The sequence below is a fragment of the Streptomyces sp. NPDC057249 genome (genome assembly GCF_042669245.1).
Lineage (GTDB): Bacteria > Actinomycetota > Actinomycetes > Streptomycetales > Streptomycetaceae > Streptomyces.
Genome location: NZ_JBHUXS010000029.1, coordinates 39,284 through 66,160 on the forward strand (window position 1 = coordinate 39,284; position 26,877 = coordinate 66,160).

Consider the following 26,877-nt stretch of genomic DNA (forward strand, 5'->3'; position numbering starts at 1 on the left):
GTCGTTTCGTTGGGGGCACCGTAAGCAGTCGCGACTTTCCGCTGCAACTCGCTCACTATTAGTCATACTTGCTGGCCGTGACGGGATGGGGAGGGTGGGAGGGTTTCCTCTTTCCGGCTTTTCCCGCCCGATGAAGAACACCGCTCGGGTCTCGGATCTCGAAGCTCAAGCGCGCCCCGAACACACCGCCTGGGACCCGAGATCCGAGACCCGAGACCCGAGCGGGCCATCACCCCTCGACTTCCTTCCGGCGCCGCGCGAGCCGCCAATCGCGGCCCTGCTTCGGGATGTTCACCTCGTCCGTGGCCGGTACGGTCTCGCCCACGATGACCTGGCCGGTCGGCTCGGCGAGTTCCAGGCCGGAGAGATGCTTCTTGAGCCGCTTCGCCATGGGGAGGAAGGTCGCCAGGGTGAACCCGCCGGAGACCACTGCCCCGACGACGGGAACGGCCTTCGAGACGGACTTGGCGAAGGTCTGCTTCGTCATTTTGACGCCGAGATGCGCGGCGATCTTCTTCACGACCGGATAGACGACCCCCTTGGTGAGCGCCTTCTGCGGCAGCTTCTTGGCGACCTCCTTGGATATCGCCTCGGCCACCTTCCCCACGGCCACGTTCGCGGACTGGGTTCCGAACATCACCCCGAAGAAGAGCGTGAGCACGCTCCTGGTCGCGTCATCGACGTCGTCCTCGCCGGAGAAGAGATCGGGCCAGCTGTAGAGGTAGGCGAGCTTCTGCGCGATCCGCAGCATGTGTCCGACGTACTGAGCGAGATCGGCGGGCACCGTGGCGGGCATAGCGAGGGCGCCGGGGAGTCCCGTGGCCGCCGATATCGCGCTCACCTTGGCGGTCTCGTAGCGGATCGACTCGTTCGCCACCCGGTCCAGGACGTCGAGAGGTATGCCCGCCGCCGCCGGGGTCTCCTCGGTCGCCCTACGTATGTCCTCCTCCGAGCAGTGGCGGCGCAGAGCCGTCCGGAGGTACGCCTCCCGGTCGATCCGCACGCCCGGGAGCTTCGCCGCAGTGGCGAGGAGAGCGGAGAAACGCGACTCCGCGTTCTCGCTCGTTTTGTCCATGTCCATGGCGGGAACGTACATGCGGTCGACGCCCCGGCGCGGCCCTTCGCACGCAACGCCGAAATCCCCGCTCACGCCAGGCCCGCAGTACGTACGCTGCGTCAGCGTACGCGCACGCGTGGTGGACAGTACGTAACCCTCGCCTCGATCATGACACCGAGTCAGAAGCGGTACGACGGGGGGCGGCGCGAAAGGTGGCCACGATGGCCTACGGGAACACGGACGGCGGTACGGGATCTGCGGGCGGTACGGAGCCGGAGGCTTCGGACAGTCTGCGCACCTTCGGCGCGGTCGTCCATGCCCTGCGCGAACACGCGGGCCTGAGCCGCGAAGAGTTCGGCAAGCAGGTCGGCTACTCGAAGCACACGATCGCCTCCATCGAGCAGGGCCGCCGGTGGCCGGAACGCGGCTTCGTCGAGAGCGCGGAACCGGTCCTCGGCAACACGGGTGCCCTGCGCAAGGCCGCGCCCCACCTGACCCGGCAGCCCGGGCTGGCAAGTTGGTTCGTGCAGTGGGCGCGCCTGGAGGCGACAGCGATCAGCCTCTACACGTACGACTGCCGGGTGATCCCCGGCCTGTTGCAGACCGAGGCGTACGCACGGGCCATCTCGCTCGACGTGCCGCCCCTGCCCGACCCGGAGGAGCTGGAGCAGCGAATCGCGGCACGGTTGGCCCGTCAGGAGCTGCTGTCCATCCACCGGAAGCCGCCCACGGCGTTCAGCTTCATCGTGGAGCAGTCGGTGCTGGAGCGGCACACGGGAGGGGACGACGTCACGCGTGAACTCCTGGATCACTTGATCGAGTTGATCGAGGGGAACTGGAACGTGGAGTTTCAGGTCATGCCCACGCGTCAGCCACACCACGCAGGCACGGATGGTCCGATCCTGTTGGCGGAAACGCCCGAACACCGATGGTTCGCCTACTCGGAGGGGCAGCAAAACGGGCGGCTGATCTCCGATCCGAAAGAGATCAGCATCCTCCAGCAGCGGTATGCGAAACTGCGCTCACAGGCTCTAAGCCCCGAGGACTCGCTGAGCCTGCTGAAGCGAATGCGAGGAGCGCTATGAGCACGTCCGGCCTGACCTGGTTCAAGAGCAGTTACAGCGGCTCGCAGGGTGACGCCTGTGTCGAGGTGGCGATGGACTGGCGCAAGTCCAGCTACAGCGGCTCTGAGGGGGACAGCTGCGTCGAGGTGGCCATGGACTGGCACAAGTCCAGCCACAGCGGCTCCCAGGGAGACGACTGTGTCGAGGTCGCCACCTGCCCCGCCGCCGTCCACGTCCGCGACTCCAAGGACCAGCACAGCCCCGAGCTCGCCCTCTCGCCCACGGCCTGGGGCGAGTTCGTCGCGTACGCCGTCCAGGGCTGAGCCCCGCGCAGTGCCCCGCACCGGTGGTGCGGGGCACTGTCATGTGCTCAGCCGACCGGCAGCCCCGGGGCCGGGTACGCGTCCATCAGTTCCTTCACCTCGGCGCGGACCTTCCCGACCGTGTCCTCGTCGCCCGCCCGCGCGGCCGTGACCACGCGGTCGATCCACCCCGCGATCCTGCCCATCTCCGAGACGGGCACCCCCCGCGACGTAAGCGCCGGCGTCCCCAGGCGGATGCCCGACGGGTCGAACGGCTTGCGCGGGTCGTAGGGGACCGCGTTGTAGTTGGCGACGATGCCGGCCCGGTCCAGGGCCTTCGCCGCCGGCTTGCCGGGGATGTCCTTGCCGGTGAGGTCCACCAGCAGAAGGTGGTTGTCCGTGCCGCCGGAGACCAGGTCGAAGCCCCGGGCCGCCAGCTCCTCGCCCAGGGCGCGGGCGTTGGCCACCACCGCGTGGGCGTAGGCGCGGAAGTCCGGGGTGGCCGCCTCCTTCAGGGCTACGCCGATGGCCGCCGTGGTCTGGTTGTGCGGGCCGCCCTGGAGGCCGGGGAAGACCGCGCGGTCCAGGGCGCGGGCGTGCTCGGCGCGGCTGAGGAGCATCGCGCCACGTGGGCCGCGCAGGGTCTTGTGGGTGGTCGTGGAGACGACGTCCACGTGGGGCGCGGGCGAGGGGTGGGCGCCGCCCGCGACCAGGCCCGCGATGTGGGCGATGTCGGCGACCAGGACCGCGCCCACCTCGCGGGCGATGTCCGCGAAGCCCGCGAAGTCGATCTCGCGGGGCACGGCGGTGCCGCCGCAGAAGATGAGCTTGGGGCGCTCGGCGAGGGCCAGGTCGCGGACCTCGTCCAGGTCGACGCGGCCGGTGTCGCGGCGCACGCCGTACTGGACGCCGTTGAACCAGGTGCCGGTGGCGGAGACGCCCCAGCCGTGCGTGAGGTGGCCGCCCATGGGCAGCGACATGCCGAGCACGGTGTCACCGGGCTTGAGGAAGGCCAGGTAGACGGCGAGGTTGGCCGGTGAGCCGGAGTACGGCTGGACGTTGGCGTGGTCCATGCCGAAGAGCGCCTTGGCACGGTCGGCGGTCAGCGTCTCGACCTGGTCGATGATCTGCTGGCCCTCGTAGTAGCGCTTCCCCGGGTAGCCCTCGGAGTACTTGTTCTGGAGCACCGTGCCGGACGCTTCGAGCACGGCGGCGGAGACGTAGTTCTCGCTGGGGATCAGGCGCAGGGTGTCCGCCTGGAGCTGCTCCTCGGCGGCCACGAGGGCGGCGAGTTCGGGGTCGGTCGTCGCCAGGGCGGGGTGGCGGGGCTGTGCGGGTACGGACGCGGTCACGGGTTCCTCCCGGGTCGGTCGCATGGCTGCGGCGTGGACCCGGATGCCCAGGCGGACGGCTCTCCGGCATGACGCCCCCGGGCGCGCCCGGGGTGTGCCGCTCCCTCGTGGTCGATTCCACTGAGCACCCCCGTGAGGAGGTGCGCGCCAGTCGCGGCCTTCCGCACCCTACCGGGCGCCCGTGCGGAAGGCGGCCCGTCCCCGTCAGGCGGAAGCGCGTTTGCGGGACGCCGTGCTCTTGGACCCGCTCTGCTTCTTGGCCGTCGTCTTCTTCGCGGCCGGCTTCTTCGCGGTGCTCTTGGCGGCGGTCTTCTTGGCCGCCGGCTTGCCCGTACCGCTCGTCGTGGACTTCTTGCCGCCGGTGGACTTCGGCGAGGAAGCGGACTTCTTGGCGGTGCCCCCGGAGCCGGATGCCTTCTTGTCGGTGCCGGGCGCCTTGCGGTCGGCGAGGTGGGTGACGTCCGCCACGGAGTCCTCCTCCCCCTCGCCCCGGGCCTCCTTCGCGGCCTTGACGCTGCTCTCCAGGGCGGCGAGCAGGTCGATGACCTTGCCGCCCCCCTTCGCGCCCTTCTCGGCCGGTTCCGGCGCCTCGCCCGACGCCTTCGCGGCGACCAGCTCCTCGACCGCCTCCCGGTAGTCGTCGTGCAGCGAGTCCATGTCGACCTCGCCGAGGGTGTCCATCAGGGCGTCCGCGAGGTCCAGCTCGGCGTCGCGCACGGTCACGTCGGACTCGGGGGCGACGCCCTCGGGAGCCCGGATCTCGTCCGGCCAGAGCAGCCCGTGCATGGCGATGACGTCGTCCACGACGCGGAGCATGCCGAGGCGCTCGCGCCCGCGCAGCGCGTACTTGGCGAGGGCCACCTTGCGGCTGCGCTTCAGGGCCTCGCGCAGCAGGGTGTACGGCTTCGCCGCCGGGACGCCGTTGGCCGAGAGGTAGTAGGCCGCGTCCATCTGGAGCGGGTCGATCGCGTCGGCCGGGACGAAGGCCACGATCTCGATGGTCTTCGCGGTGGGCAGCGGCAACTGGCTGAGGTCCTCGTCGGTGATCGGGATCATGGTGCCGTCGGCGTCCTCGTACGCCTTGCCGATCTCGGCGGAGGTCACCTCCTCGCCGTCCAGCTCGCACACCTTGCGGTAGCGGATGCGCCCGCCGTCCTCGACGTGGATCTGCCGGAACGAGATCGAGTGGTTCTCGGTGGCGTTGACCAGCTTGATCGGGATGCTGACCAGCCCGAAGGAGATGGCGCCGTTCCAGATGGATCTCACCGGTTCACCCCTTGGGTACGTATATACGAAGAAAAGACGTTTTTGCGTGTGATTCTTATCGTATGACGCCGATCACCGAGGTGGAGGGGCGACGGCTGTCCCTGAGCAATCTGGACAAGGTGCTGTATCCGGCCACCGGCACCACGAAGGGCGAGGTGCTGCACTACTACGCGGCCACCGCTTCCGCGGTGCTGCTCGCGCATCTGCGGGACCGGCCGGTGTCCTTCCTGCGCTATCCGGACGGGCCGGAGGGCCAGCTCTTCTTCACCAAGAACCCGCCGCCCGGTACTCCGTCCTGGGTACACCGGACCCCGGTGCCGCACCGCGCGAGCGAACCGTCCGAACAGGTGGTCGTCCAGGATCTGGCCTCGCTGATGTGGGCCGCCAACCTGGTGGTGGAGTTCCACACCCCGCAGTGGCGGGCCGAGACCCCCGCGGTGGCCGACCGGCTGGTGTTCGACCTCGACCCGGGGGCGCCCGCCACGGTGGTCGAGTGCTGCCGGGTCGCGCTGTGGCTGCGGGAGCGGCTGGCCGAGGACGGCCTCACGGCGTACGGGAAGACCTCGGGCGCCAAGGGCCTGCACCTGCTGGTCCCGATCGTCCCCACGGACTCGGCGGCCGTGTCGGCGTACGCGAAGGGCCTCGCCGTCCGGGCCGAGCGGGAGCTCGCCGACCTGGTGGTGCACCGGATGCGGAAGGCGCTGCGGCCGGGCAAGGTCTTCGTCGACTTCAGCCAGAACGCCGCCGCGAAGACGACCGCCACGCCGTACACCCTGCGCGCCCGCGCCGAGCCGGCCGTCTCGGCGCCGGTCACCTGGGCCGAGATCGAGGGCTGCCGCTCCCCCGGTGACCTGGTGTTCCTGGCGGACGACATGGCGGCGCGTCTCGACCGGCACGGCGATCTGCTCGCACCGCTGGGCGATCCGGAAGAGGGACGGCCGCTCCCGGAATGACCGTACGGAAGCGGCCCACCCATACCGTACGCACGCGGCTCTTGTCATGGCTCAGGGCAAAAGCGCGACCGAGACGGTCGAATCGTCCGAGCCGTGGTGCACACTCTGCGCAGACACTGCGTGTGTGACGTCGGCGGGGAGGCGATGGCGTGTTCGCGGGGATCGATGAGGTCGACTGGGCCTCGATGACACATGCCCACGGACCGGCGGACGATGTGCCGGCGCTGTTACGGGGGCTGGCCTCCGCCGATCCGGCGGAGCGTGAACGGGCGCTGGACGGGATGTACGGGGCGGTGCACCACCAGGGCGACGTCTATCCGTGCACGCTCGCCTGCATCCCGTTCCTCTTCGAGCTGGTCGCCGACCCCTGGGTGCCGGACCGGGGCGACATAGTCGAGTTGCTGACCAGCATCGGCGGCATCGACCTCGGCTCGGACGACGAGGAGGAGATCGGCGAGGACGAGGCGGAGGCCGCCGCCAATTACGCGATGGCCGCGGCGGCCGTCTCCGCCGGTGCCGGGGTCTTCTTCCCGCTGCTCGCCGACGACGACCCGGGCGTGCGGCTGAGCGCCCCGCTCGCCCTGGCCGCGCTGCACGAGGACCCGGCCAGGGTGCTGGCCCTGCTGCGGGCGCGGCTGGCGGCGGAACGGGACGAGGAGGTGCGGCTCGCCCTGGTCGAGGCGGCGGGGCGGCTCGCCCTGCGTCACCGGCCGCTCGCCCGTCCGGTCGCCGACTGGCTCGGCGGGCTGGCCGCGGAGACGGGCCCGCCGGGGCTGCGGCTCGCGGCCCTGGCCCAGCTGGCGCGCTGCGCCCCGTGCTCGCTGCCGGGCGACGTGGTGCCCGTGGTGACGGGGCTGCTGGGCCAGCTGCGCACCTCGTCCCCCGGCCCCGGCGGCACCCGGGCGCGCCCCGTCGAACCGCCGGGGCCGGGTGCCGACGCGGTCCCGGCGAGCCTGCGGGGGCAGGTGCGGGCGCTGTCCGCCGAGGAGACGGCGGGGCGGGCCGCGCCCTGGACGGCCGATCTGCTGCGCACGCTGCACACCGGCCTGGACGACCGGGTCGCCGAGCGGGCGGCGCTCCTGGCCGACCAGCTGCGCAGCCCCGACCCCTGGCAGCGCGTCGACGCCGTCCGGATGAGCGACCGGCTGATCGGCGGCCGGCGGGGTTCGTACGAGGAGCTGGTGCGGCTGGTGGGCGAGCAGCTGGCCGTGCCCGAGCCGAGGCTCGCCGAGGCCGCTTCGCACCTCCTGGAGGGGCTGTTCGGGCTGGCCGCCCCCGCGGCGGAGGCGCTGGCGGAGCGGGTGGCGGCGGACCCCGGGGCCTGGGTGCGGACCTGCCCGGACGGGCGGACCCAGCTGGGCAGCGCGGCGACGGCCCTGGCCCGGCTGGGCGACCCGCGCGCCCTGCCGGCGCTGACGGCGGCCCTCGCCCATCCCCTGGTGCCGTACGAGGTGGGGCCCGGGGTCGCCCGGCTGGGCGAGGCGGCCCGGCCGCTGGCCGGTGCGCTGCGGCGGCGGCTGGGGGACGCGGTGCTCGACGAGCGGGTGTACGACCGGGTGGGCCCGCTGCTGCGCGCGCTCACCGCGCTCCGGGCGGGCGCGGCGGCCCCGGAGGTGCTGCGGGTGCTGCGCGAGGCCCCGGACTCCGCGGGCGGGTGGCTGCGTACGGCGGCGGTGCGGGCCCTCGCCTCCTTCGGGCCCGCGGCCGGCTGCGCCGTGCCGGAGCTGCGGGCCCTGCTGCGACGGACCGGGACGGCGGAGGCGGCCGAGGCGGCCGGGGCGCTGTGGGCGGTGGAGGGGGACGCCGACGCGGTACTGCCCGCGCTGCTCGCGGGTCTCGCCGCCCGGGACGCGGACGCGCGGCGGGCGGCGGCGGGCGTGGCGGGGAGGCTCGGCTGGCGGGCGGCGGCGGGCGCGCCCGGGCTGCGGGAACTGCTGAGCGACGGGAACCTGTGGGTGCGGGTGGACGCGGGGATCGCTCTGTGGGAGGTTTCCGGTCGTGCGGAGGAGTCCGTGCCGGTGCTGCTGGCCGCCTGGGGGCAGAACCACCGGGTCCGGGTCCGGGTGGCGGAATGCCTGGCGCGGATGGGGCCCGTTGCGGCAGGGTCGGACGCGGCACGTGTGCTGCTCGCCGAGCTCACCTCCGTACGCCGTCACAACGCGCCGGAAGGCGCCTACGGCAGCCACGACACGTACACCGACGAAAAGCTGCTGGCGCTCTGCCGCCGGGCGCTCCCGGAGGACACCGGGAACACGGGGAAGGAACCGACATGATCATTTTCGGCACGCGGGGCTATCTGTACCAACTGGCCATCCTGACGCTCGTCTGCGGCTGGTGCGGGAATCCGGCGGCGCACACGCTGCGCAAGCGGGTCACGAAGTTCACGCTGTTCTTCGTGCCGCTGTTCCCGATCTCCACCTCGTACGCCACGCAGTGCACCTTCTGCGGCGGCGAGCAGCGGATACCCAAGGAGCAGGCCGAGCAGCTGCTGGCCCAGCAGGCGGCCTCGCAGGGCGGCAACCCGTTCGGCCAGGCGCCGCAGCAGGGCTACGCGCCGGGCGCCTCGGGGCCCTCGGGGCAGGGGCAGAACCCGTACCAGCAGTAGCCGCCACTCCGGCCGCACCGCAGCGCTGAATACACATAAGGGACTTCCTCCCCCATAAGGTCGGCAGGGTCGGCCGGTCCGCCCGTCGGGAACGGAGGAAGTCATGCGCCTGCGGCTGCCCGCCCTGGTGTCCCTGGGGGTACTGCTGCTGGGCGGCTGCGGCACCGGCGGGGAGCTGCGGAGCGCCGGACGGACCCCGCCCGCGAACGGCCCGGTGCGGCTGTGGCCGGCCCTCCCTCCGGCGTCCGCGGCCCCCTACGACTACGGCGAGGGCGAGACCGCGCGCATCCCCGGCATCCGGGTCACCGGCGGCGACGTGCGCCGGCTCGACCCGGTGGCGGTGGTGCGGGCGGGGCTGAAGGTGCCGCCGGGGCGGGCCGGCGAGGGCGGTGAGCTGCCGGCCCGGACGGTGGAGCTGGTCGAGTCCTGCCGGTCCGCGCCCCGGACCTGCCCGGTGCTGCCGCCGTACTTCCGGGACCTCACGGGCGACGGGCGGGACGAGATGGTGCTCGCGGTCCGGATGCCGGGCCGTCAGCTCTCCGTACGCGTCTACATGCCGGAGTCCGGCGGGCTGACCCGGATCATGTCCGCCTCGGACGCGGTCATCAGCGTCCAGCTGGCCGGGCGCGACCTCATCATGCGGGCACCGTCGGCGATCACCGGGTACGAGTACCGCACGGCCTGGTCCTGGGACGGCCGGCAGCGCGCGATGCTGCCGACGCAGGACGAGATCCTGCGCACCCGCGACGACCGGCGGCGGACGCCGGTGCCCCGTCCCTCCGCCCCGCGCGCGCCCCGCCCCACGGCCTCCGTGTCGGCGGAGCGCCGGTGAGCCGCCGGGCGGCGGCGCCGCGGCGGCGCCCGCGACCGCGGCTGCCGGCCTGGACGGCGACGCTGACCTGGAAGGCCGCGGTGTTCATCACGGTGATGTGCTGTGTGCTCGCGGCGCTCCTCGGCGTCCTGGTGCACACCGCGGTCACCCGTCAGACCGTCGGCCACGCCCGCGAGAAGTCGCTCGCCCGGCTGACCGTCGTCACGGGCGCCTTCGAGGCGGGCGAGGCGCTGCCGCCGCGTTCCGGGCTGGACCCGCCGGGGCTGCCGGGGCCGTTGCGGGCGCTGGCGGCGGACGGGCGGCGCGGGACGATGGTCGGCCGGCTGCGGGGGCGTCCGGTGATGTGGGCGGCGGCCCCTGCGGACGGCGGGCGCGCACTGGCGGCCTGGACCGACTACGGCCAGAGCGCCCGCACCATCAACGGCCTGGACGGGGCCATCATCGGCTCCTCACTGCTGGCGATCGGCGCCACGCTGCTGGTCGGGGCGTTCGCGGTGACCCGGGTCACCCGGCGGCTGCACCAGACCGCGCGGGTGGCCCGGCGCATCGGCGCGGGCGACCTGGACGCCCGGGTCGGCGATCCGCGCACGGCGGACCCGTCGCGGCGCCAGGACGAGGTCGCCGTCGTCGCGGGGGCGCTGGACACCATGGCCGCGGCGCTCCAGCGCAAGCTCCAGGCGGAACAGCGGTTCACCGCGGACGTGGCGCACGAGCTGCGGACCCCGCTCACCGGTCTGTCGGCCGCCGCCGAGCTGCTGCCGCCGGGGCGCCCGTCGGAGCTGGTGCAGGACCGGGCCCGGGCCCTGCGCGCCCTGACCGAGGACCTGCTGGAGATCTCGCGCCTGGACGCCCGTACCGAACACGTGGACCTGGACGTCCACGAACTGGCCCCGCTCGCCGCCCGGGTGGCGCGGGGTACGGGCACCGTGGTCGAGGTCACCGGGGAGCCGGTGCGCGTCGAGACGGACAAGCGGCGCCTGGAACGCGTGCTGGGCAACCTGATCGGCAACGCCCACCGGCACGGCAGGCCGCCCGTGGTCCTCACCGTCGACGGGCCCGTGGTGACCGTGCGGGACCACGGCGACGGCTTCCCGGAGTACCTGACGGCGGGCGGCCCGCAGCGTTTCCGCACCGAGGGCGGCGGCAAGGGGCACGGCCTCGGGCTGACCATCGCGGCCGGCCAGGCCGAGGTGATGGGCGCGGCGCTGACCTTCGGCAACGCGCCGGACGGCGGGGCGGTGGCCCGGCTGACGCTGCCCCGGTACGTACGGCCGGAGGGCGAAGGGCCCTGAGCAGCCCCGTACGCGCCGCGACATAACCGACATAACACCCGGGTCTTGCTACGTTGCGGGGCATGACCGCATCGACGGCGGACGCACCCCCGCCCGAGCTGCGCCTGCCCCGGCGGCGCGGCGTGGAACTCTCGCTCCTCATCGGGGCCGTCCTGATCTCCATCTACGGCTACGCCGCGGTCGGCCTCGCGCACGACGACGCGGTCCCGCCCGACGTCGCCGGATACGGCGGCGGTCTCGGCCTGCTCGCGCTGCTCGCGCACCTCGCGGTACGGCTCCGCGCCCCGTACGCCGACCCGCTGCTGCTGCCCATCGCCGTCCTGCTCAACGGGATCGGCCTGGTGCTGATCTACCGGCTGGACCTGGAGACCCCGGGCGACCGGGCGGCGACGACCCAGCTGATCTGGTCCACGATCGGCGTCGCGTTCTTCATCGCGGTCGTGGTGTTCCTGCGCGACCACCGCGTCCTCCAGCGCTACGCGTACGTGTCGGTGGCCGCCGCGCTGGTCCTGATGATCGTGCCGATCTTCTTCCCGGCGGTGAACGGGGCGAAGATCTGGATCAGGATCGGCGGCTTCTCCTTCCAGCCCGGCGAGTTCGCCAAGATCCTGCTCGCGGTGTTCTTCGCCGCCTATCTCGCGGCGAACAGCAACGCCCTCGCGTACACCGGCCGCAAGGTCTGGAGGTTCCAGCTGCCCACCGGGCGGGTGCTGGGGCCGATCGTGGCGATCTGGCTGCTCAGCGTCGGCGTCCTGGTCCTGGAACGCGACCTGGGGACCTCGCTGCTGTTCTTCGGCCTCTTCGTGATCCTGCTGTACGTGGCGACCGGGCGCCGGGGCTGGATCGCGGTGGGGCTGCTGCTGGCGGCGGTCGGCGCGTTCGTCGTCGGCTCGTTCGAACCGCATGTGCACAGCAGGGTGCAGGACTGGCTCGATCCGTTCGCCTCGATCGACGCCGGACGCGGGCCGGGCCAGCTGGCCCAGTCGCTGTTCGCCTTCGCGGCCGGCGGGATGCTCGGTACCGGGCTGGGGCTCGGCCACTCCGTGCTCATCGGGTTCGCCGCGAAGTCCGACTTCATCCTGGCGACGGCGGGCGAGGAACTGGGGTACGCCGGGCTGACCGCGCTCTTCATGCTGTACGCGCTGCTGGTGGCGCGCGGCTTCCGGGCGGGGCTCTCGCTGCGCGACGCGTTCGGGCGGCTGCTCGCGATCGGCCTCGCCTCGATCCTGGCGCTCCAGGTCTTCGTCATCGCGGGCGGGGTGACGGGGCTGATCCCGCTGACCGGGATGGCGATGCCGTTCCTGGCGCAGGGCGGTTCGTCCGTGGTCACCAACTGGATCATCGTGGCGCTGCTGATCCGGGTCAGCGATCTCGCCCGCAGACCGGCGCCGGACGAGGTGGAGACGGGCGTGGTGGCGTCGGTCCCGGCGGCGCTTCCCGGCGCGGAGGACGAGCGGTGATCCGCTACATCCGGCACGCCGCCGCGTTCTGCCTGCTGCTGCTCGTGGCGCTGCTGGCCAACGCGGCCCGGGTCCAGGTCTTCGAGGCGGACGCGCTGGACGACAACCCGGCCAACCGGCGCAACACCATCGCCCGTTACGACCAGGCGCGCGGCAACATCCTGGTCGACGGGCGGCCGGTGACCGGCTCGACGGACACCGGTGAGCAGCTCGCGTACGAACGGACCTACCGCTACGGGCCGCTGTACGCGCCGGTGACCGGGTACGCCTCGCAGACGTACGGCACCACCCTCATCGAGAACGCCGAGGACGGCATCCTCGCCGGCACCGATCCGCTGCTCGCCCCGCTCCCCCTGTGGGGCGAGGTGAGCCGGAGCCGGCAGCCGGGCGGGGACGTCGTCACCACGGTCCGGGACGCGGTGCAGCGCGCCGCGTACGAGGGCCTGGGCAACCGGCGGGGCGCGGTCGCCGCCGTCGAACCGGCGACCGGGCGCATCCTGGCGCTGGTCTCGACGCCCTCGTACGACCCCGAGCGGCTGTCCGGGACCGGCGCGTCCGTCACCGGTGCCTGGCGGGAGCTGAACGACGCGGAGAGCCGGCCCATGCTCAACCGGGCGATCCGGCAGACCTATCCGCCGGGCTCCACGTTCAAGATCGTGACGGCGGCCGCCGCGCTGGACGCGGAGGTCGTCACCGATCCGGACGCGGAGACCGACACCCCGTCCCCGTACGTCCTGCCCGGCACCTCGACCGTGCTGCCCAACGAGTCGCGCGGCTGCGAGAAGGCGTCCCTCTCCGACGCGATCCGGGTCTCCTGCAACACCGTCATGGCGCACCTCGGCGTGGAGGTCGGACTGGACGGGATGGTGGACGCCGCCGAGCGGTTCGGCTTCAACGACACCGGCTTGAAGATCCCGTCCGGGGTGGCGAAGAGCAACTTCGACACGGAGATGAGCGACGACCAGCTGGCGCAGTCCGCGATCGGCCAGTTCGACACCACCGCGACCCCGCTCCAGATGGCGATGGTCGCGGCGGCCGTCGCCAACGGCGGGGAGCTGATGTACCCGCACCTGGTGGAGCGGACGACCAAGCACGACGGGGCCACGGTCCGCACCACCGGGCCGACGTCGTACCACCGGGCGATGGAGCCGATGACGGCGACGCGGCTGCGGCAGATGATGGTCGACGTCGTCCAGGACGGCACGGGCACGAACGCGGCGATCGACGGGGCGACGGTCGGCGGCAAGACCGGCACCGCCCAGCACGGCGTCGACAACTCCGACCTGCCGTACGCCTGGTTCATCTCCTGGGCGCAGGCCGACGGCGCGGCCCGGCCGGCCGTCGCGGTCGCCGTGGTCGTCGAGGACGCCGAGGCCGACCGCGCCGACATCAGCGGCGGCGGCAGCGCGGCCCCGATCGCCCGTGCGGTGATGGAGGCGGCCCTGGAAGACTGAACGGGTGACGGATTCCGGGGGACTGCGCGAGGTGCTGGCCGCGATCGACCGCGAGGACCCGGGGCTGTGCGCCTTCCTCGACGTCTGGCCCGAGGAGGCGCTCGCCCGGCTCCCCGCCGCCTCCCGGCACCTGCTGGCCGGGCTCCCGTTCGCGGTGAAGGGCCGCACCGGCATCCGTTCGTACGCCGCGCGCCGGCTGGTCGCGGCGGGCGGGGTCCCGGTCGGCTCGACGTCCGTGCCAGGCCCGGGGACGTACTGGAAGACGTGGGGGCTCGGCAGGCACGGCCGTACGGTCAACCCCTGGCGCCCGGACCGGACCCCGGGCGGTTCGTCGGCGGGCTCGGCGGCGGCGGTCGCGGCGGGCCTGGTGGCGCTGGCGACGGGCAGCGACGGGGCGGGGTCGGTGCGCATCCCGGCGGCCTGGTGCGGGGTGTTCGGCCTGAAGACGACGAACGGCCTGCTGCCCTCGCCGGACCGGTCGGGGCTCGCGTCGGCCGGGGTGCTGGCGGCCTCGGCGGCGGAGGCGGAGACGTATCTGCGGTGCGTGCTGGACGACTACGCGCCGGCCCCGCCCGCGCTGCCGCTGTCCGCCGCCTACAGCCCGGACCTGGGCTTCGCGGAGACCGAGCCGGAGGTGGCGGCCGTGGTGCGGGGCGCGGTGCGGCGGCTGGAGGCGGCCGGCGTCGTGCGGCTCACCGGGGGCGGCTGCGATCTGCTGGACCCGGGCCCGGCCTGGTTCGCGGTGCGCGGCGGGGACGTACGGCCGCCGGAGGCGGAGGTGCGCGCGGAGAACGACCGCCGTCTGGACGCCTTCTTCGCCCGGACGCCCTTGCTGCTGACCCCGGTCACGCCGAACCGCCCGCACGGCCACGAGGGGCCGGGCGCCGCCTTCTCGACGGCGCTGACCTGGGCGTTCAACCTGAGCGGCCATCCGGCGGCGAGCGTGCCGGCCGGCTTCACCGGTGACGGCTGCCCGGTGGGGCTGCACCTGGTGGCCGGCCGGGGGCGGGACGCGGAACTGCTGGGCGCGGCGGGGGCGGTGGAGCGTGCCCTCGGGGCCGGGTGAGCCGTTCGCACGAGTACGCGCACCGCGTGGGTGAGTACGTGTACTCAGGGCGGCCCGGCCCCTGACGGGGCAGCCTGGACTCCGACAGCCACCCCCTGAAGGAGTGCCACCATGCGTACGACCAGCCGCCCCCGCCCGTTGCGGACCACCGCCGCCCTCGCCGTCGGAGGCGCGGTGTTCGCGCTGCTCACGTCCGCGTGCTCGACGGCGGACGCGGTCTGCTCCGACGGCGAGTACCCGGTGCTGTACGTCGGCAGCACCGGGAGCGCGTGCGTGAAGGACGGCGAGGAGCCGCCCAAGGGGTACGCCCGCTACCCCGAGGGCAAGGTGCCGGAGCACGTGGACGACGAGTGGTGGACGTACTGGAACGAGCACACCCTCGACAAGGACGGGAAGATCGTCGAGGTCTCGGAGTAACGGCGGGGCGGCCGGTCAGCCGGCCGCCCCGGTGCTGATCGGCTCGCGCATCTCCTTGCGGACCTGGGCCGCCTGGCGCGCCGCCTCGGCGAGGTCGACCTCGTCGGGGTCCTGGAGCGCGGTCTCGGCGGTGACGACGGCGACGAAGGACGCGGTGTTGTCGTCGCCCCACGCGCACATGGGCAGCGTGCTGGTGATGCCCCCGTCCTCGGAGCGGACGACCTCGCAGGCGACGGTGACCCCGTAGCCCTCGGGCGTGAACTCGCGCGCGGGCACCGCCACGGTCATCCCCTCGGCATCGGCGGCCCCCTTGAGGATCGTGTCGCGGGAGAACTCGGGCTTCTTGATGCGCCCCCACATCCCGGAGACGATCAGCGTCCCGCCGTCCTTCGACGCGTACTGCGTGACCACGGCCCTGGGGTCGCGGACGGTCGGGTCGTAGGTGTCCTCGATGTCCTTGCCGTCCGTCGCCGAGGTGTCCTCCTGGAGGGTGTACTCGCCCTCCAGGAGCGTCTTCGGCACGGTCAGCCGGTACTCGGCCGCCGGGAACCCCCCGGACAACGGCAGCTTGTCGTCGGCCGCGTCCCCCAGCCGTACGACGCCGAAGACGATGCCGCCCGCCACCAGGAGCGCTCCCACGACGACCGCCACGATCACCCCCGGCCGGGCCCGCGACGGACCGGGCCCGACGGGCGGAGCGCCCCACGGCTGGGGCGCCGGGCCCGGCGGGGACCCCCAGGGCTGCTGCTGGGGGTACGGATTCGGCTGCGGCGGCGGGCCGTACGGGCCCTGGGGCGCACCGTGAGGACCCTGCGGCGGCGGGGGCATGCTCATGTCGCCCAAACTACGGCATGGACGCGCGCTCTCCACGGCCGGTGCCGGGGCCCGGACCGCGCTCCCTGGCCGGCGCCCGTCAGGCTTCCGCCACGCCCTGCGCGACCGCCTCGGCCACCTCCGCCACCCTGGCTCGCTCCTCCGCCTCGAAGCGGTCCTTGTCCAGTTGTTCGGCGATCTCCTCGTCCTGGGCCATGAGCAGGTCCAGGCTGGAGTCGCCGAGTTCCAGGACGCCCATGTCGACGTACGCCTTCTGGAGCCGTTCGCCCCACAGGCCGATGTCCTTGACGCAGGGGACGATGCGGCTGAACAGCAGCTTGCGGAAGAGCTGGAGGAATTCGGAGTGCTCGGTGAGCTCCTTCGCCTCCTGCCCGCCGACGCCGAAGTTCTCCAGGACCTCGACCCCGCTGAGCCGGTCGCGCATCAGGTAGCAGCCCTCGATGACGAACTCCTCGCGCTCGCGCCGTTCCGCGTCGCTGATCTGCCGGTAGTAGTCGCGCAGCGCCATCCGCCCGAAGGCGACGTGGCGGGCCTCGTCCTGCATGACGTAGGCGAGTATCTGCTTGGGCAGCGGCTTGGTGGTGGTGTCCCGGATCATGCCGAACGCGGCCAGCGCCAGGCCCTCGATGAGGACCTGCATGCCGAGGTAGGGCATGTCCCAGCGGGAGTCGCGCAGGGTGTCGCCGAGCAGGCTCTGGAGGTTGTCGTTGACCGGGTAGAGCATGCCTATCTTCTCGTGCAGGAACCGGCCGTAGATCTCCGCGTGCCGGGCCTCGTCCATGGCCTGGGTCGCGGAGTAGAACTTGGCGTCCAGGTCGGGGACGGCCTCCACGATGCGGGCGGCGCAGATCATCGCGCCCTGCTCGCCGTGCAGGAACTGGCTGAACTGCCAGGCGGTGTAGTGCTTGCGCAGCTCGCCCCGGTCCTTCTCGGTCATCTTGGCCCAGTGCGGGGTGCCGTAGAGGGTCAGGGCCTCGTCGGGGGTGCCGAGCGGGTCGACGGGATCGACCTCCAGGCTCCAGTCGATGCGCTTGTTGCCGTCCCACTGCTTGTCCTTGCCCTTCTGGTACAGGGCGAGAAGGCGCTCGCGGCCGTCGTCGTAGTTCCAGCTGAAGCGGGCGGCGCCGGTCGCCGGCACGGTCCACAACGGTTCCTCGGGGGCGGTGGTGTAGAGGTCGTGGGTCGACACGGACGGCTCCTTCGCCTCGCGACTGCCGGGAAGTCGGCGGGCTCCCCGCTCAGTTGGCAGGTTCACACGTTGGTAGACGCGCGGTCAACAAGTCGCGCACAAGGGATTGACGGCCTTGCTGACAAGCAGTCTCATAGTGGGTGACCGTCGGTAACCCATGGGTGAGGTGCCTCCGCATGACGACCGTGACCGAAAGCGACCTGCAAGCGCTCCGCGACGCACTCGGCCCCCTGCGCGGCCGCGAGCAGATCGCCGAACGGCTCCTGGAGGCGTCCGCCAAGCACTCCTTCGACCCGGACAAAGAGCTCGCCTGGGACCAGCTGCCGGAGGACGGCAAGTGGTTCTGGCCGCCCGAGCTGGTCTCGCTCTACGACACCCCGCTGTGGAAGCGCATGTCACACGACCAGCGGCAGGAGCTGGCCCGGCACGAGGCCGCCTCGCTCGCCTCGCTCGGCATCTGGTTCGAGATCATCCTCATGCAGCTGCTCGTACGGCACGTCTACGACAAGCCTCCGACCAGCAACCACGTCCGCTACGCGCTCACCGAGATCGCCGACGAGTGCCGGCACTCGATGATGTTCGGCCGCATGATCACCTGGGGCGGCGGGCCCACGTACACCGTGCCGCGCCGCTACCACAACATGGCGCGCGTCCTGAAGAGCGTCTCCACGACCCCCGGTTCGTTCGCCGGGACGCTCCTCGGCGAGGAGATCCTCGACTGGATGCAGCGGCTGACCTTCCCCGACGAGCGCGTCCAGCCGCTGGTGCGCGGCGTGACCCGCATCCACGTCATCGAGGAGGCGCGGCACGTCCGCTACGCCCGCGAGGAGCTGCGCCGCCAGATGGTGACCGCGCCCCGCTGGGAACGCGAACTGGCCCGCGTCAGCTGCGGCCAGGCGGCCCGCGTCTTCTCCGTCTGCTTCATCAACCCGCAGGTGTACGAGAACGTCGGGCTGAACCGACACGAGGCGGTCGCCCAGGTGAAGGCCAGCGGACACCGGACGGAGGTCATGCAGACGGGCGCCAAGCGGCTGACCGACTTCTTCGAGGACATCGGCGTCCTGAACGGTGTGGGGCGCCGGCTCTGGAAGAGCTCGGGCCTGCTGGCGTGAAGGTGGGCCCCCTTAGGCTGGGTGGCATGACCTCAGCTGCCGCCGCGCCGACCGGCCGCGCGTACCGAAGACTCAGCGTCGAGGAACGCCGCGCCCAGCTGCTCGGCGCGGCGCTCACGCTCTTCGCGCACCGGTCCCCCGACGAGGTCTCGCTGGACGAGGTCGCGACCGTGGCCGGGGTGTCGCGCCCGCTGGTGTACCGCTACTTCCCGGGCGGACGGCAGCAGTTGTACGAAACGGCGCTCCGCTCGGCCGCCGAGCAGCTGAAGCTGTGCTTCTCCGAGCCCGCCGAGGGCCCGCCGACCGAGCGGGTGGCCCGCGTCCTCGACCGCTATCTGGCCTTCGTGGACGAGCACGACGCCGGTTTCAGCGCCCTGCTCCGGGGCGGCAGCGTCGCCGAGACCTCCCGGACCACCACCATCGTGGACGAGGTGCGGCGCGCGGCGGCCGAGCAGATCCTGTGCCACCTGGGCCAGGACGAGCACAGCGAACCCGCGCCCCGGATGAGCATGATGGTGCGCACCTGGATCGCGGCGGTCGAGGCGGCCTCTCTGATCTGGCTGGACGAGGGCAAGCGGCCGGACGCGACCGAGCTGCGGGACTGGCTGGTCGACCAGTTCATCGGCCTGCTGGCCGTCACCTCGTCCTCCGACCCGCAGACCGCCGCCGCCGTGGCCGCGCTGCTCCCGCTGGAGACCGTGGAGGGCCCGGCCGGGCGGCTGGTGGACCGGCTGGCCCCGCTGACCGGCCCGGCCGCGCATCTGCTGCCGACGGACCCATCGGTCAGACTGGCCCCGTGAGAAGCGAGAACACCGCCTTCGTCGGCGGCCCGCTGGACGGCCGGGTGCTGCCCGTCCTCACCGGCGCGACCGGCCATCCGCCCAAGTGGTACGAGGTCCCGGTCCCGGACGCGGCCGGCGGACCGCCCACGGTGTACGCGTACCGCAGGGCCCCGGCCGGTCACACGAAGCGGCTCGGCATCCAGCGGGGGTGGATCTACGAGTACGCCCCCGAGGGTCGCGAGCGGCCCCGCTGGCCGTGGTCGAAGGCGGGCGGTGGGCGGGAGGAACCGCCCCACTAGGATCGATCGTCTGGTCCCTGGGGACGGGGACGGTCACAAGGGGGGATGCGCCATGGAGGCGCCGCGTCAGGACGAGCCACGCCGCTACGGGCCGTACACCGTGCTGGCCCGCTTGCGCGAGACGGCCGCCGCGGTGCAGTACCTCGCGCACCGTACAGACGCCGGCGGGCTCGTCGTGGTCACCGCCGCCCGGCCGGAGCTCGCCGCCTCGCCCGCCTTCCGCCACCGCTTCGACACGGAGGCGCTCCTCGCGGGCCGGCTCGCCGGAGGCTGGGTCGACGAGCCGCTGGAGACCCGCACGGACGGGTCCGACGCGCACGGGGCGCCGTGGACGGCGGCGGCGTACGTCCCCGCGCTGACCCTGGCCGAGGCCATAGAGGCCGTCGGACCGCTCCCCGGGCGTGCCGTGCGGATACTGGGCGCCGGCATCGCCGAGACCCTGTCCCGGGTCCACGCCACCGGCGCCGTGCTGCACGGCCTGGCTCCCCGGACCGTGCTGCTCGCCGATGACGGCCCCCGGCTCACCGCCTTCGGCCCGCTGGGCGCGGCGGCCGAGGCGACGGCGGGCCCGGGCGGCCGGCTCTCCGTACGGCTCGACTACCTGACCCCCGAACAGCTCGCGGGCGAGGAGGCGGGCCCGGCCTCCGACCTCTTCGTGCTCGGCCTGCTGCTCGCCTACGCGGCGACCGGGACGACCCCGCTGGCGGACGGCCCCCCGGCCGAGGCCGCCGACCGCATCGCGCAGGCCGCCCCGGAACTCGCCGGGGTACCCGACGAGTTGCGCGACCTGATCGCCCGCTGCCTGGCGAAGGACCCGGCCGACCGCCCCACGGCGGGCACGGTGGCCGCCGAACTCGCCCTGGAGGGCGCCGCCGCCCTGGCCGCCGGCGGCTGGCTCCCGGAGGGGCTGGCGGCGGCGGTGGCCGAGCAGGGCGTCCGGGCCGGGCAACTGGCTGCCGCGCCCGAGAATTCCGTATCCATGAAGAACGCGTCTGTGGAGAACCCCGTGTCCGATCAGTATCCGGTGTCCGACGAGAACCCCTCGGGCGCCCGGGGCGCGAGTGCCCCGAAGTCGTACGGGGACGTCTGGGACGCCGTCGCGCCCCGGCCGGCGCCCGAGCCCGACATACAGGACGCCGTGCCGCCGCAGCACGAGCCGACGCCGGTGCCCGAGTGGCAGCAGCCGACGGTCGCCGGGGGCGGCACGGTCCCGGACGCGTCCACCGCCGTCCCGGACACCCAGACCACGCAGCTCGGGGCGATCGGGCACCCCGCGCAGCCCGTCCAGCCCGCTCAGCCCGTCCACCCCGCGCAGCCCGTCCAGCCCGCTCAGCAGGCTCCGTGGCCGGACCAGTCCGCCTACGGCTACCCGCAGCCGCAGCCCCCGTACCAGGCGGCCCAGCCCGCCCCGATGCCGCTGCCGCCCGCGCCCATCCCGAACATCACCCCGCCCGCCGAGCCCCGGCGGTCCGGGCCCAGCCGGCGCGGGCTGCTGTTCGGGGCGGTGGGCGGCGTGGCCGGGCTGCTGGTGGGCGGCGGGGCGCTGTACGCGCTGACCTCGGGCGACGACGAGGACAAGCCCGGCCCGGACCCGAAGCCGGCGCCGACGTCCGGGGGGCCCAGCGTCGCGGGGGCCGCACCGACGCCGCTCTGGGTCTACCACCACCCGGCGGACGAAGCGGTCCCGCTCACCGCCGCCGTGTGGAACGACCGCCTGCTCGTGCTGTCGGACGAGAACCAGACCAGCGCCGTCGACCTGCGTACCGGGCGCCGCCTGTGGGAGAACCCGGACGGCGCCACCGGGCGGGCCGCCCTGCCCGCCGACGAGGAGCACTGCTTCGTGTCGTGCCGCACCGAGATGCTGTGGCTCGCGGTGAAGGACGGCAAGGCCGCCCACCGGGTGGCCTACACCGAAGCGTTCAAGGACGCCCCGGGCCTGGTCGTACGGACGCTCGTCGGGTCCGACGGCGCGACCGTCTGGTTCACCGGCTCGACGAAGACCACCGTGAAGGCGCCCAAGCCGAAGAAGGGCGAGAAGCCCGGCAAGGACAAGCAGGTCGTCAAGTCGTACATGTTCGCGTACGACATCGTGCGGCGCCGTGAGCTGTGGCGGACCCAGGTGCCGAACGGCCGCGGCGCGGCGGCCCCGATCTACCGGATGATCGCCGCGCGTCCGGACTCCGTCATCGTGCGCCAGCGACCGGCGACCCTCACCGCCGGCCAGGTGAAGGGGTACAAGAAGAAGACCCACTTCCACAGCTTCGACCGCGAGACCGGGAAGGTCCAGTGGTCCAAGCCCCTGGGCAACGTCGGCCTCACCGCCCAGGCCATGGGCGACGAGAACGGCGTGGTCTACGCGGCGGACGGCGCCGACCTCCGCGCCTTCGACACGCCCGGCGGCAAGGCGAAGTGGACGGTGAAGGGCGGTCGCGGCTCGGTCTTCGGGACCTCCGTCCTGGCCGAGGGCGTGCTGCACACGACCAACGTCAACCAGCAGGTGGGCGCGGTCGACCCGGCGAGCGGCCAGGTCAAGTGGCGCCGTTCCACGGAGGCGACGCCCGACAAGGCGACCCCGGTCCTCACCGTCACGGCCTCCGGCGACACCGTCCTGGCGGCGGGCACCGGCCAGGTCACCGCCTTCTCCGCCGCCGACGGCAAGCGCCTCTGGAAGTTCCAGGACATCGGCAACCAGGCTCCGGACGGCGAGCCCGTGACGGCCGGCTACCAGGTGCTGGCGTACGACAAGACGGCGATCGTCCGGCGCGGTCGCACGGTGTACGCGTTCCCGGTCGCCTGACGCCGCGCACCGCCTTCCGGGCGAATCCGGAAGGCGGTGGAGGGCCGCCGCGGCCGTGGCTTCTTGCATCGCCCCGTCGCACGGGTGAGCGTATGGACGCATTGCGCTCACTCATGGGGTAGTCGCACGATTCACCCCGGTTCCGGAGGTGATGTCGTGTCGTCGGGCACCCTGGTGCGTTCCCTCGGTACGGCGGCCCTGGCCGCCGTCGTCGTGGTCTCGCCCGCCACCGCCGTAGCGGCCCCCTCGCCCGGCGCGGGCGGGTCGTCCGGCACACCGGCCGGCGGGGTCGCCGGGCTGCTGAGCGAGTTGCAGCACCTCTACCAGCAGGCCGAAGAGGCCACCGAGACCTACAACGGCACCACGGCCGAGCTGAAGAAGCGGGCCGCGAAGGCGAAGAAGCTCGACGCGGCCCTCGTCACCGCGCGGCGCTCGCTCGCCAGGGGCCGGGACGCCGCCGGACGGCTGGCCCGCGAGCAGTACCAGGGCCGGTCCGAGCTGTCCGCGTATCTGCGGCTGCTGCTGATGCGCGACCCCGAGGCCGCCCTGACCCAGGGCCAGGTCATCCAGCGCCTCGCCGCCGGGCGGGCGGCGGCCGTGCAGCGGCTCGGCGCGGCCGAGAAGCGGGCCGGCGAGCTGGCGAAGGAGTCCCGCAAGGTGCTCGCCGAGCAGCGGACCCTGGCCGCGCGGAAGAAGAAGGAGCGGGACACCGTACGGACCCGGCTGAAACAGGTGGAGGCGAGGCTCGCCACCCTCTCCGCGGACCAGCTCGCCGAGGTCTCGGGGCTGGAGCGGAAGAACACGGACCGGGCCCAGAGCGCCCTGGTGGCCTCCGGCGCGCTCTCCTCGTCCCGGCCGCCGACCGCCCAGGGCGGCGAGGCCGTGCGGTACGCGGTCCGCCAGATCGGCAAGCCGTACGTGTGGGGCGCCGAGGGCCCGGGTTCCTTCGACTGCTCCGGGCTCACCTCGCAGGCGTGGGCGAGCGCCGGCCGCGTCATCCCGCGCACCTCGCAGGAGCAGTGGCAGCAGCTGACCAGGGTCCCGATGACCGCGCTGCGTCCGGGCGACCTGGTGGTCTACTTCCCGAAGGCGACCCATGTGGCGCTGTACATCGGCAACGGCCTGGTGGTGCAGGCGCCCCGGCCCGGCACCCGCGTGAAGGTCTCGCCCGTGGCGTCCAACCCGGTGCTGGGCGCGGTCCGGCCCGACCCGGACGGCACGCCGCTGGCCTCGTACGAGGGCCCGGAGCTGCCCGCCGGCGCGACGGACGGTTCGGACGAGGGGTACGGGGCCTCCTCGGCCCCGGCCTCGTGACGGCCGGGACCGGGGGGCCGCGGGATCAGGCGGCCGGGCCCGCCACCGAGGCGAGGTAGGCGTCCGCCTTCTCCGGCTCGAAGAAGAAGTTCTCGAAGTCCGCCGGGTCGTTGAACCCGTTGGCGAAGCGGTCCGCGACCGGCTGGAGCTGTCCGCCGGCGCCGATCAGGTTCAGCACGTGCTCCGGCGGGACGCCGAGCATGGCGTTGGTCCACTTGGTGACGTGCTGGGCGGTGTCCCAGTACCGGTCGAAGGCGGCCTGCATCCACGCCTCGTCGAACTCGCGGTCGCCGTGCTCGACGATCGCGTCGAGGTAGGCGGCGGCGCACTTGGACGCCGAGTTGGAGCCCTGGCCGGTGATCGGGTCGTTGGCGACGACCACGTCCGCGACGCCGAGCACCAGACCGCCGCCGGGCAGCCGGCCGACCGGCTTGCGGACGGTGGGGGCGTAGCGGCCTGCGAGGGTGCCGTTGGCGTCGGTCAGCTCGACCTTGGTGGCGCGGGCGTACTCCCAGGGGGTGAACGTCTCCATCAGCTCCAGGGTCTTCGCCAGGTGCTCGGAGGGGTCCTTGACGCCCTGGAACACGTCGAGCGGCCCGCCCGGGACGCCCTCCCAGAACAGGATGTCGGCGCGGCCGGACGTGGTCAGGGTGGGCATCACGAAGAGCTCGCCGACGCCCGGGACCAGGTTGCAGCGGACCGCGTCGAACTCCGGGTGCTCCGGGCGCGGGCCCATGCCGTGCACGTACGCGACGGCCAGCGCGCGCTGCGGGGCGTCGAACGGCGAACGCGAGGCGTCCCGGCCGAACATCGAGACCAGCTCGCCCTTGCCGGCGGCGACCAGCACCAGGTCGTAGGTGCGGGAGAAGTAGTCCAGGTCCGAGACGGCGGCGCCGTGGATGACGAGCTGTCCGCCGCGCTGGGCGAAGGTGTCCATCCAGCCGGCCATCTTGACCCGCTGGTCCACGGACTGGGCGTACCCGTCGAGCTTGCCGACCCAGTCGACGGCGCGCGAGGAGTCGGGGGCGGCGACCGAGACGCCGAGCCCCTCGATGCGCGGGGCCTGGGACTCCCAGAAGTTGAGCCGGAGGTCCCGTTCGTGCTGGAGCGCGGTGTGGAACATGCACTGCGTCGACATGACCCGCCCGGAGCGGATCTCGTCGGCCGTGCGGTTGGACATCAGGGTGACCTCGTACCCCTTGGACTGAAGGCCCAGGGCGAGCTGGAGCCCGGACTGACCGGCTCCGACTATCAGTATCTTCCGCATCGCGGTTCTCCGTTGTGTGGTGCTGGGGGGGGAGGCTGGGGGCTACGCGGGGGTGGCGTCGAGGGCGTGCCCGACGAGGGCCAGCAGGGACTCGACCACCGTGATCCGGTTGCGCGCGTCCATGATCACTATCGGCACGTGCGCCGGTACGGTCAGGGCCTCCCGGACGTCCTCGGCCGCGAAGCCCGGCGTCCCCTCGAAGTGGTTGACGGCCACGATGTACGGCAGCCCGCAGCTCTCGAAGTAGTCGAGGGCGGGGAAGCAGTCGGCGAGGCGGCGGGTGTCGGCCATGACGACGGCACCGATCGCACCGCGCACCAGGTCGTCCCACATGAACCAGAACCGCTGCTGGCCCGGTGTGCCGAACACGTACAGCACGAGGTCGTCGTCCAGCGTGAGCCGGCCGAAGTCCATGGCGACGGTCGTGGTGGCCTTGTCCGGGGTGGCGCTGAGGTCGTCGGTGTCCTCGCCGGCCCGGGTCATCATGGCCTCGGTCTGCAACGGGGTGATCTCGGAGACCGCGGTCACGAACGTGGTCTTGCCGACGCCGAAGCCGCCCGCGACCACGATCTTCGTGGCGATCGGGGCCCGGGTGCGGTCCAGCTGCCAGGGCTGGAGCTTCTCCTCGGGCTGGGCCTCCGGGCCCGGCTGCCGCGGTGCGAACAGCGACTCAGAGACGGCGGAGTCCATCGAGCACCCTTTCGAGCAGTGCGCGGTCGGGCTGGCCGGTGCCGTGCCCGGTCCCGTACACGCGGATCTTTCCCTGGTCGGCCAAGTCGCTGAGCAGCACCCGGACCACGCCGAGCGGCATCTTCAGCAGCGCCGAGATCTCGGCGACGGTACGCATCCGGCGGCAGATCTCGACGATGGCCCTCAGCTCCGGCATCAGGCGGGTCGTCAGATTGCCGTTGGTGAGTTCGCGGCGCTCCTCGGGGGCCTCCAGCGCGGCGACGAACGTCTCGACCAGCAGGACGTGCCCGAAGCGGGTGCGTCCGCCGGTGAGCGAGTACGGGCGGACCCGCGCGGGCCGTTTGCCGGCCCCCCGGACGGGCAGTTTGCGGGCGGGTCCGGCTGCGGCGTGGCTCACTGGGCGCTCTCCATCGATGTGCGCAGCTCACTGCGGAGTTCGGGGGTGAGTACGTGTCCGGCGCGGCCGACGAACAGCGCCATGTGGTACGCGATGACGCCCATGTCGCAGTCGGGGGCGGCGTGCACCCCGAGCAGCGATCCGTCGCTGATCGACATGACGAAGACGCTGCCCTCCTCCATGGCGACCATGGTCTGCTTCACGCCGCCGCCCTCCATCAGTTTCGCGGCGCCGACCGTGAGGCTGCCGATGCCGGAGACGATGGTCGCCAGGTCGGCGCTGGAACCGCGCGGTCCGCTCTGCGGGGCCGCGGGCTCGGCGGCGCTGTGGTGGCCGGGGTCGGAGGAGAGCAGCATCAGCCCGTCGGACGAGACGACGGTGACCGAGTGGACCCCTGGCACCTCCTCCACGAGATTGCTCAGCAACCAGTGCAGGTTCCGGGCCTCGGTACTCAGCCCGCATGTGCTGGGCGCAGTCAACTGCGTGCCTCCTCGACTGTGTCCCCCGTCTCTCCGGTCCGGCCGTCGCTTCGGCCTGCCGGCTCGGCGTGCTCGGTACGTGTGGGGCTCGCGCCCTCGGCGATCTCGGCCTCGACGTCGCGGCGGCCCTCCCTGGCCCCCTGCTGGAACCCGCCGAGCCTGCGCCGCAGGGCCTCCTTGTCGACACTCCCCCGCCGCTCGGCGACGGGCGCCCCGGCGGGCCGGACCACCTTGGGCGTCCGCTTGGGCAGCCCCTTGTCGGTGACCGGGTCGGCCTCGGGCCGACGGGGGCCGGGGACGGTGTCCGCCGCCGCGGGGGCCTCGGGCGCGGCGGGGACCGGGGCCTCGTCGGCGGCGCGCTCGTGACGGTCGGGGCCGATGGCGTACGGGCCGGCGGGCGCCGCGTCCTGGGCCGGCGGGGGGCGGGGCAGGCGGACCTGGAGGGTGCGCTCGGGATCGTGGGCCGCGGCGGGCGTGCCGGCCGCCTCCGGGGCGGGCTCGGGCTGGGGCTCCGGCTGCGGGGCGGGCTCCGGCTCCGGGGCGGGCTCGGGGGCGGCGGCCTCGGAGTCCGATGCGGCCACGGGGGTCCCCGGGGCC

General features: G+C 73.2%; 25 protein-coding genes and 1 pseudogene. 16 read left to right on the forward strand and 10 right to left on the reverse strand.

Annotation, left to right across the window (positions count from 1 at the left end; translation table 11 throughout):
- Positions 1–229: 229 nt before the first annotated feature.
- On the reverse strand, positions 230–1,081 hold the full coding sequence (locus tag ACFUJY_RS33350; RefSeq protein WP_383306598.1) for a hypothetical protein: 852 nt from the start codon (positions 1,079–1,081) through the stop codon (positions 230–232).
- Positions 1,082–1,278: 197 nt separating this feature from the next.
- Between ACFUJY_RS33350 and ACFUJY_RS33355 the strand changes: the two genes are divergently transcribed.
- Positions 1,279–2,142, forward strand: a complete 864-nt coding sequence (locus tag ACFUJY_RS33355; RefSeq protein WP_383306600.1) for a helix-turn-helix domain-containing protein — start codon at positions 1,279–1,281, stop codon at positions 2,140–2,142.
- Complete coding sequence (locus ACFUJY_RS33360; RefSeq protein WP_383306602.1) at positions 2,139–2,444, forward strand: DUF397 domain-containing protein; 306 nt, start codon at positions 2,139–2,141, stop codon at positions 2,442–2,444. The genes ACFUJY_RS33355 and ACFUJY_RS33360 overlap by 4 nt, the downstream gene beginning before the upstream one ends.
- Positions 2,445–2,491: 47 nt before the next feature.
- Here ACFUJY_RS33360 and glyA read toward each other — a convergent pair whose 3' ends face one another.
- Positions 2,492–3,775, reverse strand: a complete 1,284-nt coding sequence (glyA, locus tag ACFUJY_RS33365; RefSeq protein ID WP_383306604.1) for a serine hydroxymethyltransferase — start codon at positions 3,773–3,775, stop codon at positions 2,492–2,494.
- Positions 3,776–3,979: 204 nt separating this feature from the next.
- The gene (locus tag ACFUJY_RS33370) at positions 3,980–5,041 is read right to left on the reverse strand and encodes a Ku protein (RefSeq protein ID WP_383306606.1); all 1,062 of its coding nucleotides are present in this window, start codon (positions 5,039–5,041) and stop codon (positions 3,980–3,982) included.
- A gap of 62 nt (positions 5,042–5,103) precedes the next feature.
- Here ACFUJY_RS33370 and ligD point away from each other — a divergent pair, with 62 nt between their 5' ends.
- From ligD to ACFUJY_RS33415, 9 genes are all read left to right on the forward strand, one after another.
- Entirely contained in the window at positions 5,104–5,994 is an 891-nt protein-coding gene (gene ligD, locus ACFUJY_RS33375) for a non-homologous end-joining DNA ligase (protein ID WP_383306608.1), read from the forward strand.
- A 149-nt stretch (positions 5,995–6,143) separates the two neighbouring features.
- Positions 6,144–8,267 carry a PBS lyase gene (locus ACFUJY_RS33380; RefSeq protein ID WP_383306610.1) on the forward strand — a complete coding sequence of 708 codons (2,124 nt, stop codon included), beginning with the start codon at positions 6,144–6,146 and terminating at the stop codon, positions 8,265–8,267.
- Positions 8,264–8,599 carry a zinc-ribbon domain-containing protein gene (locus tag ACFUJY_RS33385; protein ID WP_383306612.1) on the forward strand — a complete coding sequence of 112 codons (336 nt, stop codon included), beginning with the start codon at positions 8,264–8,266 and terminating at the stop codon, positions 8,597–8,599. The genes ACFUJY_RS33380 and ACFUJY_RS33385 overlap by 4 nt, the downstream gene beginning before the upstream one ends.
- A 103-nt stretch (positions 8,600–8,702) precedes the next feature.
- Positions 8,703–9,431, forward strand: a complete 729-nt coding sequence (locus tag ACFUJY_RS33390) for a hypothetical protein (RefSeq protein ID WP_383306614.1) — start codon at positions 8,703–8,705, stop codon at positions 9,429–9,431.
- Complete coding sequence (locus ACFUJY_RS33395) at positions 9,428–10,723, forward strand: ATP-binding protein (protein WP_383306616.1); 1,296 nt, start codon at positions 9,428–9,430, stop codon at positions 10,721–10,723. The genes ACFUJY_RS33390 and ACFUJY_RS33395 overlap by 4 nt, the downstream gene beginning before the upstream one ends.
- A gap of 62 nt (positions 10,724–10,785) precedes the next feature.
- Entirely contained in the window at positions 10,786–12,183 is a 1,398-nt protein-coding gene (locus ACFUJY_RS33400; protein WP_383306618.1) for an FtsW/RodA/SpoVE family cell cycle protein, read from the forward strand.
- The gene (locus tag ACFUJY_RS33405; RefSeq protein WP_383306620.1) at positions 12,180–13,637 is read left to right on the forward strand and encodes a penicillin-binding transpeptidase domain-containing protein; all 1,458 of its coding nucleotides are present in this window, start codon (positions 12,180–12,182) and stop codon (positions 13,635–13,637) included. The genes ACFUJY_RS33400 and ACFUJY_RS33405 overlap by 4 nt, the downstream gene beginning before the upstream one ends.
- A gap of 4 nt (positions 13,638–13,641) precedes the next feature.
- A complete protein-coding gene (locus tag ACFUJY_RS33410; protein WP_383306622.1) occupies positions 13,642–14,703 on the forward strand; it encodes an amidase family protein in 1,062 nt (353 codons plus the stop codon).
- 111 nt (positions 14,704–14,814) lie between these two features.
- Positions 14,815–15,120 carry an SCO0607 family lipoprotein gene (locus ACFUJY_RS33415; RefSeq protein ID WP_383306624.1) on the forward strand — a complete coding sequence of 102 codons (306 nt, stop codon included), beginning with the start codon at positions 14,815–14,817 and terminating at the stop codon, positions 15,118–15,120.
- Positions 15,121–15,135: 15 nt separating this feature from the next.
- Here ACFUJY_RS33415 and ACFUJY_RS33420 read toward each other — a convergent pair whose 3' ends face one another.
- Together ACFUJY_RS33420 and ACFUJY_RS33425 are read right to left on the reverse strand one after the other, a co-directional pair.
- Positions 15,136–15,954: a hypothetical protein gene (locus tag ACFUJY_RS33420; RefSeq protein ID WP_383306626.1), complete on the reverse strand. Its 819-nt coding sequence runs from the start codon at positions 15,952–15,954 to the stop codon at positions 15,136–15,138.
- A 79-nt stretch (positions 15,955–16,033) separates the two neighbouring features.
- Positions 16,034–17,143, reverse strand: coding sequence for a ferritin-like domain-containing protein (locus ACFUJY_RS33425; protein WP_383306628.1), 1,110 nt, complete (start codon positions 17,141–17,143; stop codon positions 16,034–16,036).
- 176 nt (positions 17,144–17,319) lie between these two features.
- On the opposite strand from ACFUJY_RS33425, the gene ACFUJY_RS33430 reads away from it, so the two are divergent.
- The 5 genes from ACFUJY_RS33430 (at position 17,320) to ACFUJY_RS33450 (ending at position 23,447) form a co-directional block, all read left to right on the forward strand.
- The gene (locus tag ACFUJY_RS33430) at positions 17,320–18,255 is read left to right on the forward strand and encodes a diiron oxygenase (RefSeq protein ID WP_383306630.1); all 936 of its coding nucleotides are present in this window, start codon (positions 17,320–17,322) and stop codon (positions 18,253–18,255) included.
- Between the two features lie 26 nt (positions 18,256–18,281).
- Positions 18,282–19,055 carry a TetR/AcrR family transcriptional regulator gene (locus tag ACFUJY_RS33435; protein WP_383306632.1) on the forward strand — a complete coding sequence of 258 codons (774 nt, stop codon included), beginning with the start codon at positions 18,282–18,284 and terminating at the stop codon, positions 19,053–19,055.
- Positions 19,052–19,336 carry a hypothetical protein gene (locus ACFUJY_RS33440; protein WP_383306634.1) on the forward strand — a complete coding sequence of 95 codons (285 nt, stop codon included), beginning with the start codon at positions 19,052–19,054 and terminating at the stop codon, positions 19,334–19,336. The genes ACFUJY_RS33435 and ACFUJY_RS33440 overlap by 4 nt, the downstream gene beginning before the upstream one ends.
- Before the next feature lie 52 nt (positions 19,337–19,388).
- Positions 19,389–22,133 (forward strand): PQQ-binding-like beta-propeller repeat protein, encoded by a 2,745-nt coding sequence (locus tag ACFUJY_RS33445; RefSeq protein ID WP_383306636.1) that lies wholly within the window; start codon positions 19,389–19,391, stop codon positions 22,131–22,133.
- Positions 22,134–22,289: 156 nt separating this feature from the next.
- Positions 22,290–23,447, forward strand: coding sequence for an NlpC/P60 family protein (locus tag ACFUJY_RS33450; RefSeq protein ID WP_383306638.1), 1,158 nt, complete (start codon positions 22,290–22,292; stop codon positions 23,445–23,447).
- Between the two features lie 25 nt (positions 23,448–23,472).
- On the opposite strand, the gene ACFUJY_RS33455 is transcribed toward ACFUJY_RS33450, so the two are convergent.
- From ACFUJY_RS33455 to ACFUJY_RS33475, 5 genes and pseudogenes are all read right to left on the reverse strand, one after another.
- Complete coding sequence (locus ACFUJY_RS33455) at positions 23,473–24,714, reverse strand: styrene monooxygenase/indole monooxygenase family protein (protein WP_383306640.1); 1,242 nt, start codon at positions 24,712–24,714, stop codon at positions 23,473–23,475.
- A gap of 42 nt (positions 24,715–24,756) precedes the next feature.
- Entirely contained in the window at positions 24,757–25,404 is a 648-nt protein-coding gene (locus ACFUJY_RS33460; protein WP_383306642.1) for an ATP/GTP-binding protein, read from the reverse strand.
- The gene (locus tag ACFUJY_RS33465) at positions 25,385–25,801 is read right to left on the reverse strand and encodes a DUF742 domain-containing protein (RefSeq protein WP_383306644.1); all 417 of its coding nucleotides are present in this window, start codon (positions 25,799–25,801) and stop codon (positions 25,385–25,387) included. Before ACFUJY_RS33465 ends, ACFUJY_RS33460 begins: the two co-directional genes overlap by 20 nt.
- Entirely contained in the window at positions 25,798–26,280 is a 483-nt protein-coding gene (locus ACFUJY_RS33470) for a roadblock/LC7 domain-containing protein (protein ID WP_383306646.1), read from the reverse strand. The genes ACFUJY_RS33465 and ACFUJY_RS33470 overlap by 4 nt, the downstream gene beginning before the upstream one ends.
- Positions 26,277–26,877, reverse strand: a pseudogene (locus tag ACFUJY_RS33475) (histidine kinase); the annotation flags it as partial. The pseudogene ACFUJY_RS33475 and the gene ACFUJY_RS33470, both read right to left, overlap by 4 nt.

What these genes read in the sequence shown, in the direction of transcription:
- ACFUJY_RS33420 (WP_383306626.1), bottom strand. Translation starts at nt 15,954, where the DNA reads ATGAGCATGCCCCCGCCGCCGCAGGGTCCTCACGGTGCGCCCCAGGGC.
- ACFUJY_RS33385 (WP_383306612.1), top strand. Translation starts at nt 8,264, where the DNA reads ATGATCATTTTCGGCACGCGGGGCTATCTGTACCAACTGGCCATCCTG.
- ACFUJY_RS33360 (WP_383306602.1), top strand. Translation starts at nt 2,139, where the DNA reads ATGAGCACGTCCGGCCTGACCTGGTTCAAGAGCAGTTACAGCGGCTCG.
- ACFUJY_RS33390 (WP_383306614.1), top strand. Translation starts at nt 8,703, where the DNA reads ATGCGCCTGCGGCTGCCCGCCCTGGTGTCCCTGGGGGTACTGCTGCTG.
- ACFUJY_RS33435 (WP_383306632.1), top strand. Translation starts at nt 18,282, where the DNA reads ATGACCTCAGCTGCCGCCGCGCCGACCGGCCGCGCGTACCGAAGACTC.
- ACFUJY_RS33445 (WP_383306636.1), top strand. Translation starts at nt 19,389, where the DNA reads ATGGAGGCGCCGCGTCAGGACGAGCCACGCCGCTACGGGCCGTACACC.
- ACFUJY_RS33415 (WP_383306624.1), top strand. Translation starts at nt 14,815, where the DNA reads ATGCGTACGACCAGCCGCCCCCGCCCGTTGCGGACCACCGCCGCCCTC.
- ACFUJY_RS33430 (WP_383306630.1), top strand. Translation starts at nt 17,320, where the DNA reads ATGACGACCGTGACCGAAAGCGACCTGCAAGCGCTCCGCGACGCACTC.
- ACFUJY_RS33460 (WP_383306642.1), bottom strand. Translation starts at nt 25,404, where the DNA reads ATGGACTCCGCCGTCTCTGAGTCGCTGTTCGCACCGCGGCAGCCGGGC.
- ACFUJY_RS33455 (WP_383306640.1), bottom strand. Translation starts at nt 24,714, where the DNA reads ATGCGGAAGATACTGATAGTCGGAGCCGGTCAGTCCGGGCTCCAGCTC.
- ligD (WP_383306608.1), top strand. Translation starts at nt 5,104, where the DNA reads ATGACGCCGATCACCGAGGTGGAGGGGCGACGGCTGTCCCTGAGCAAT.
- ACFUJY_RS33355 (WP_383306600.1), top strand. Translation starts at nt 1,279, where the DNA reads ATGGCCTACGGGAACACGGACGGCGGTACGGGATCTGCGGGCGGTACG.
- ACFUJY_RS33400 (WP_383306618.1), top strand. Translation starts at nt 10,786, where the DNA reads ATGACCGCATCGACGGCGGACGCACCCCCGCCCGAGCTGCGCCTGCCC.
- ACFUJY_RS33350 (WP_383306598.1), bottom strand. Translation starts at nt 1,081, where the DNA reads ATGGACATGGACAAAACGAGCGAGAACGCGGAGTCGCGTTTCTCCGCT.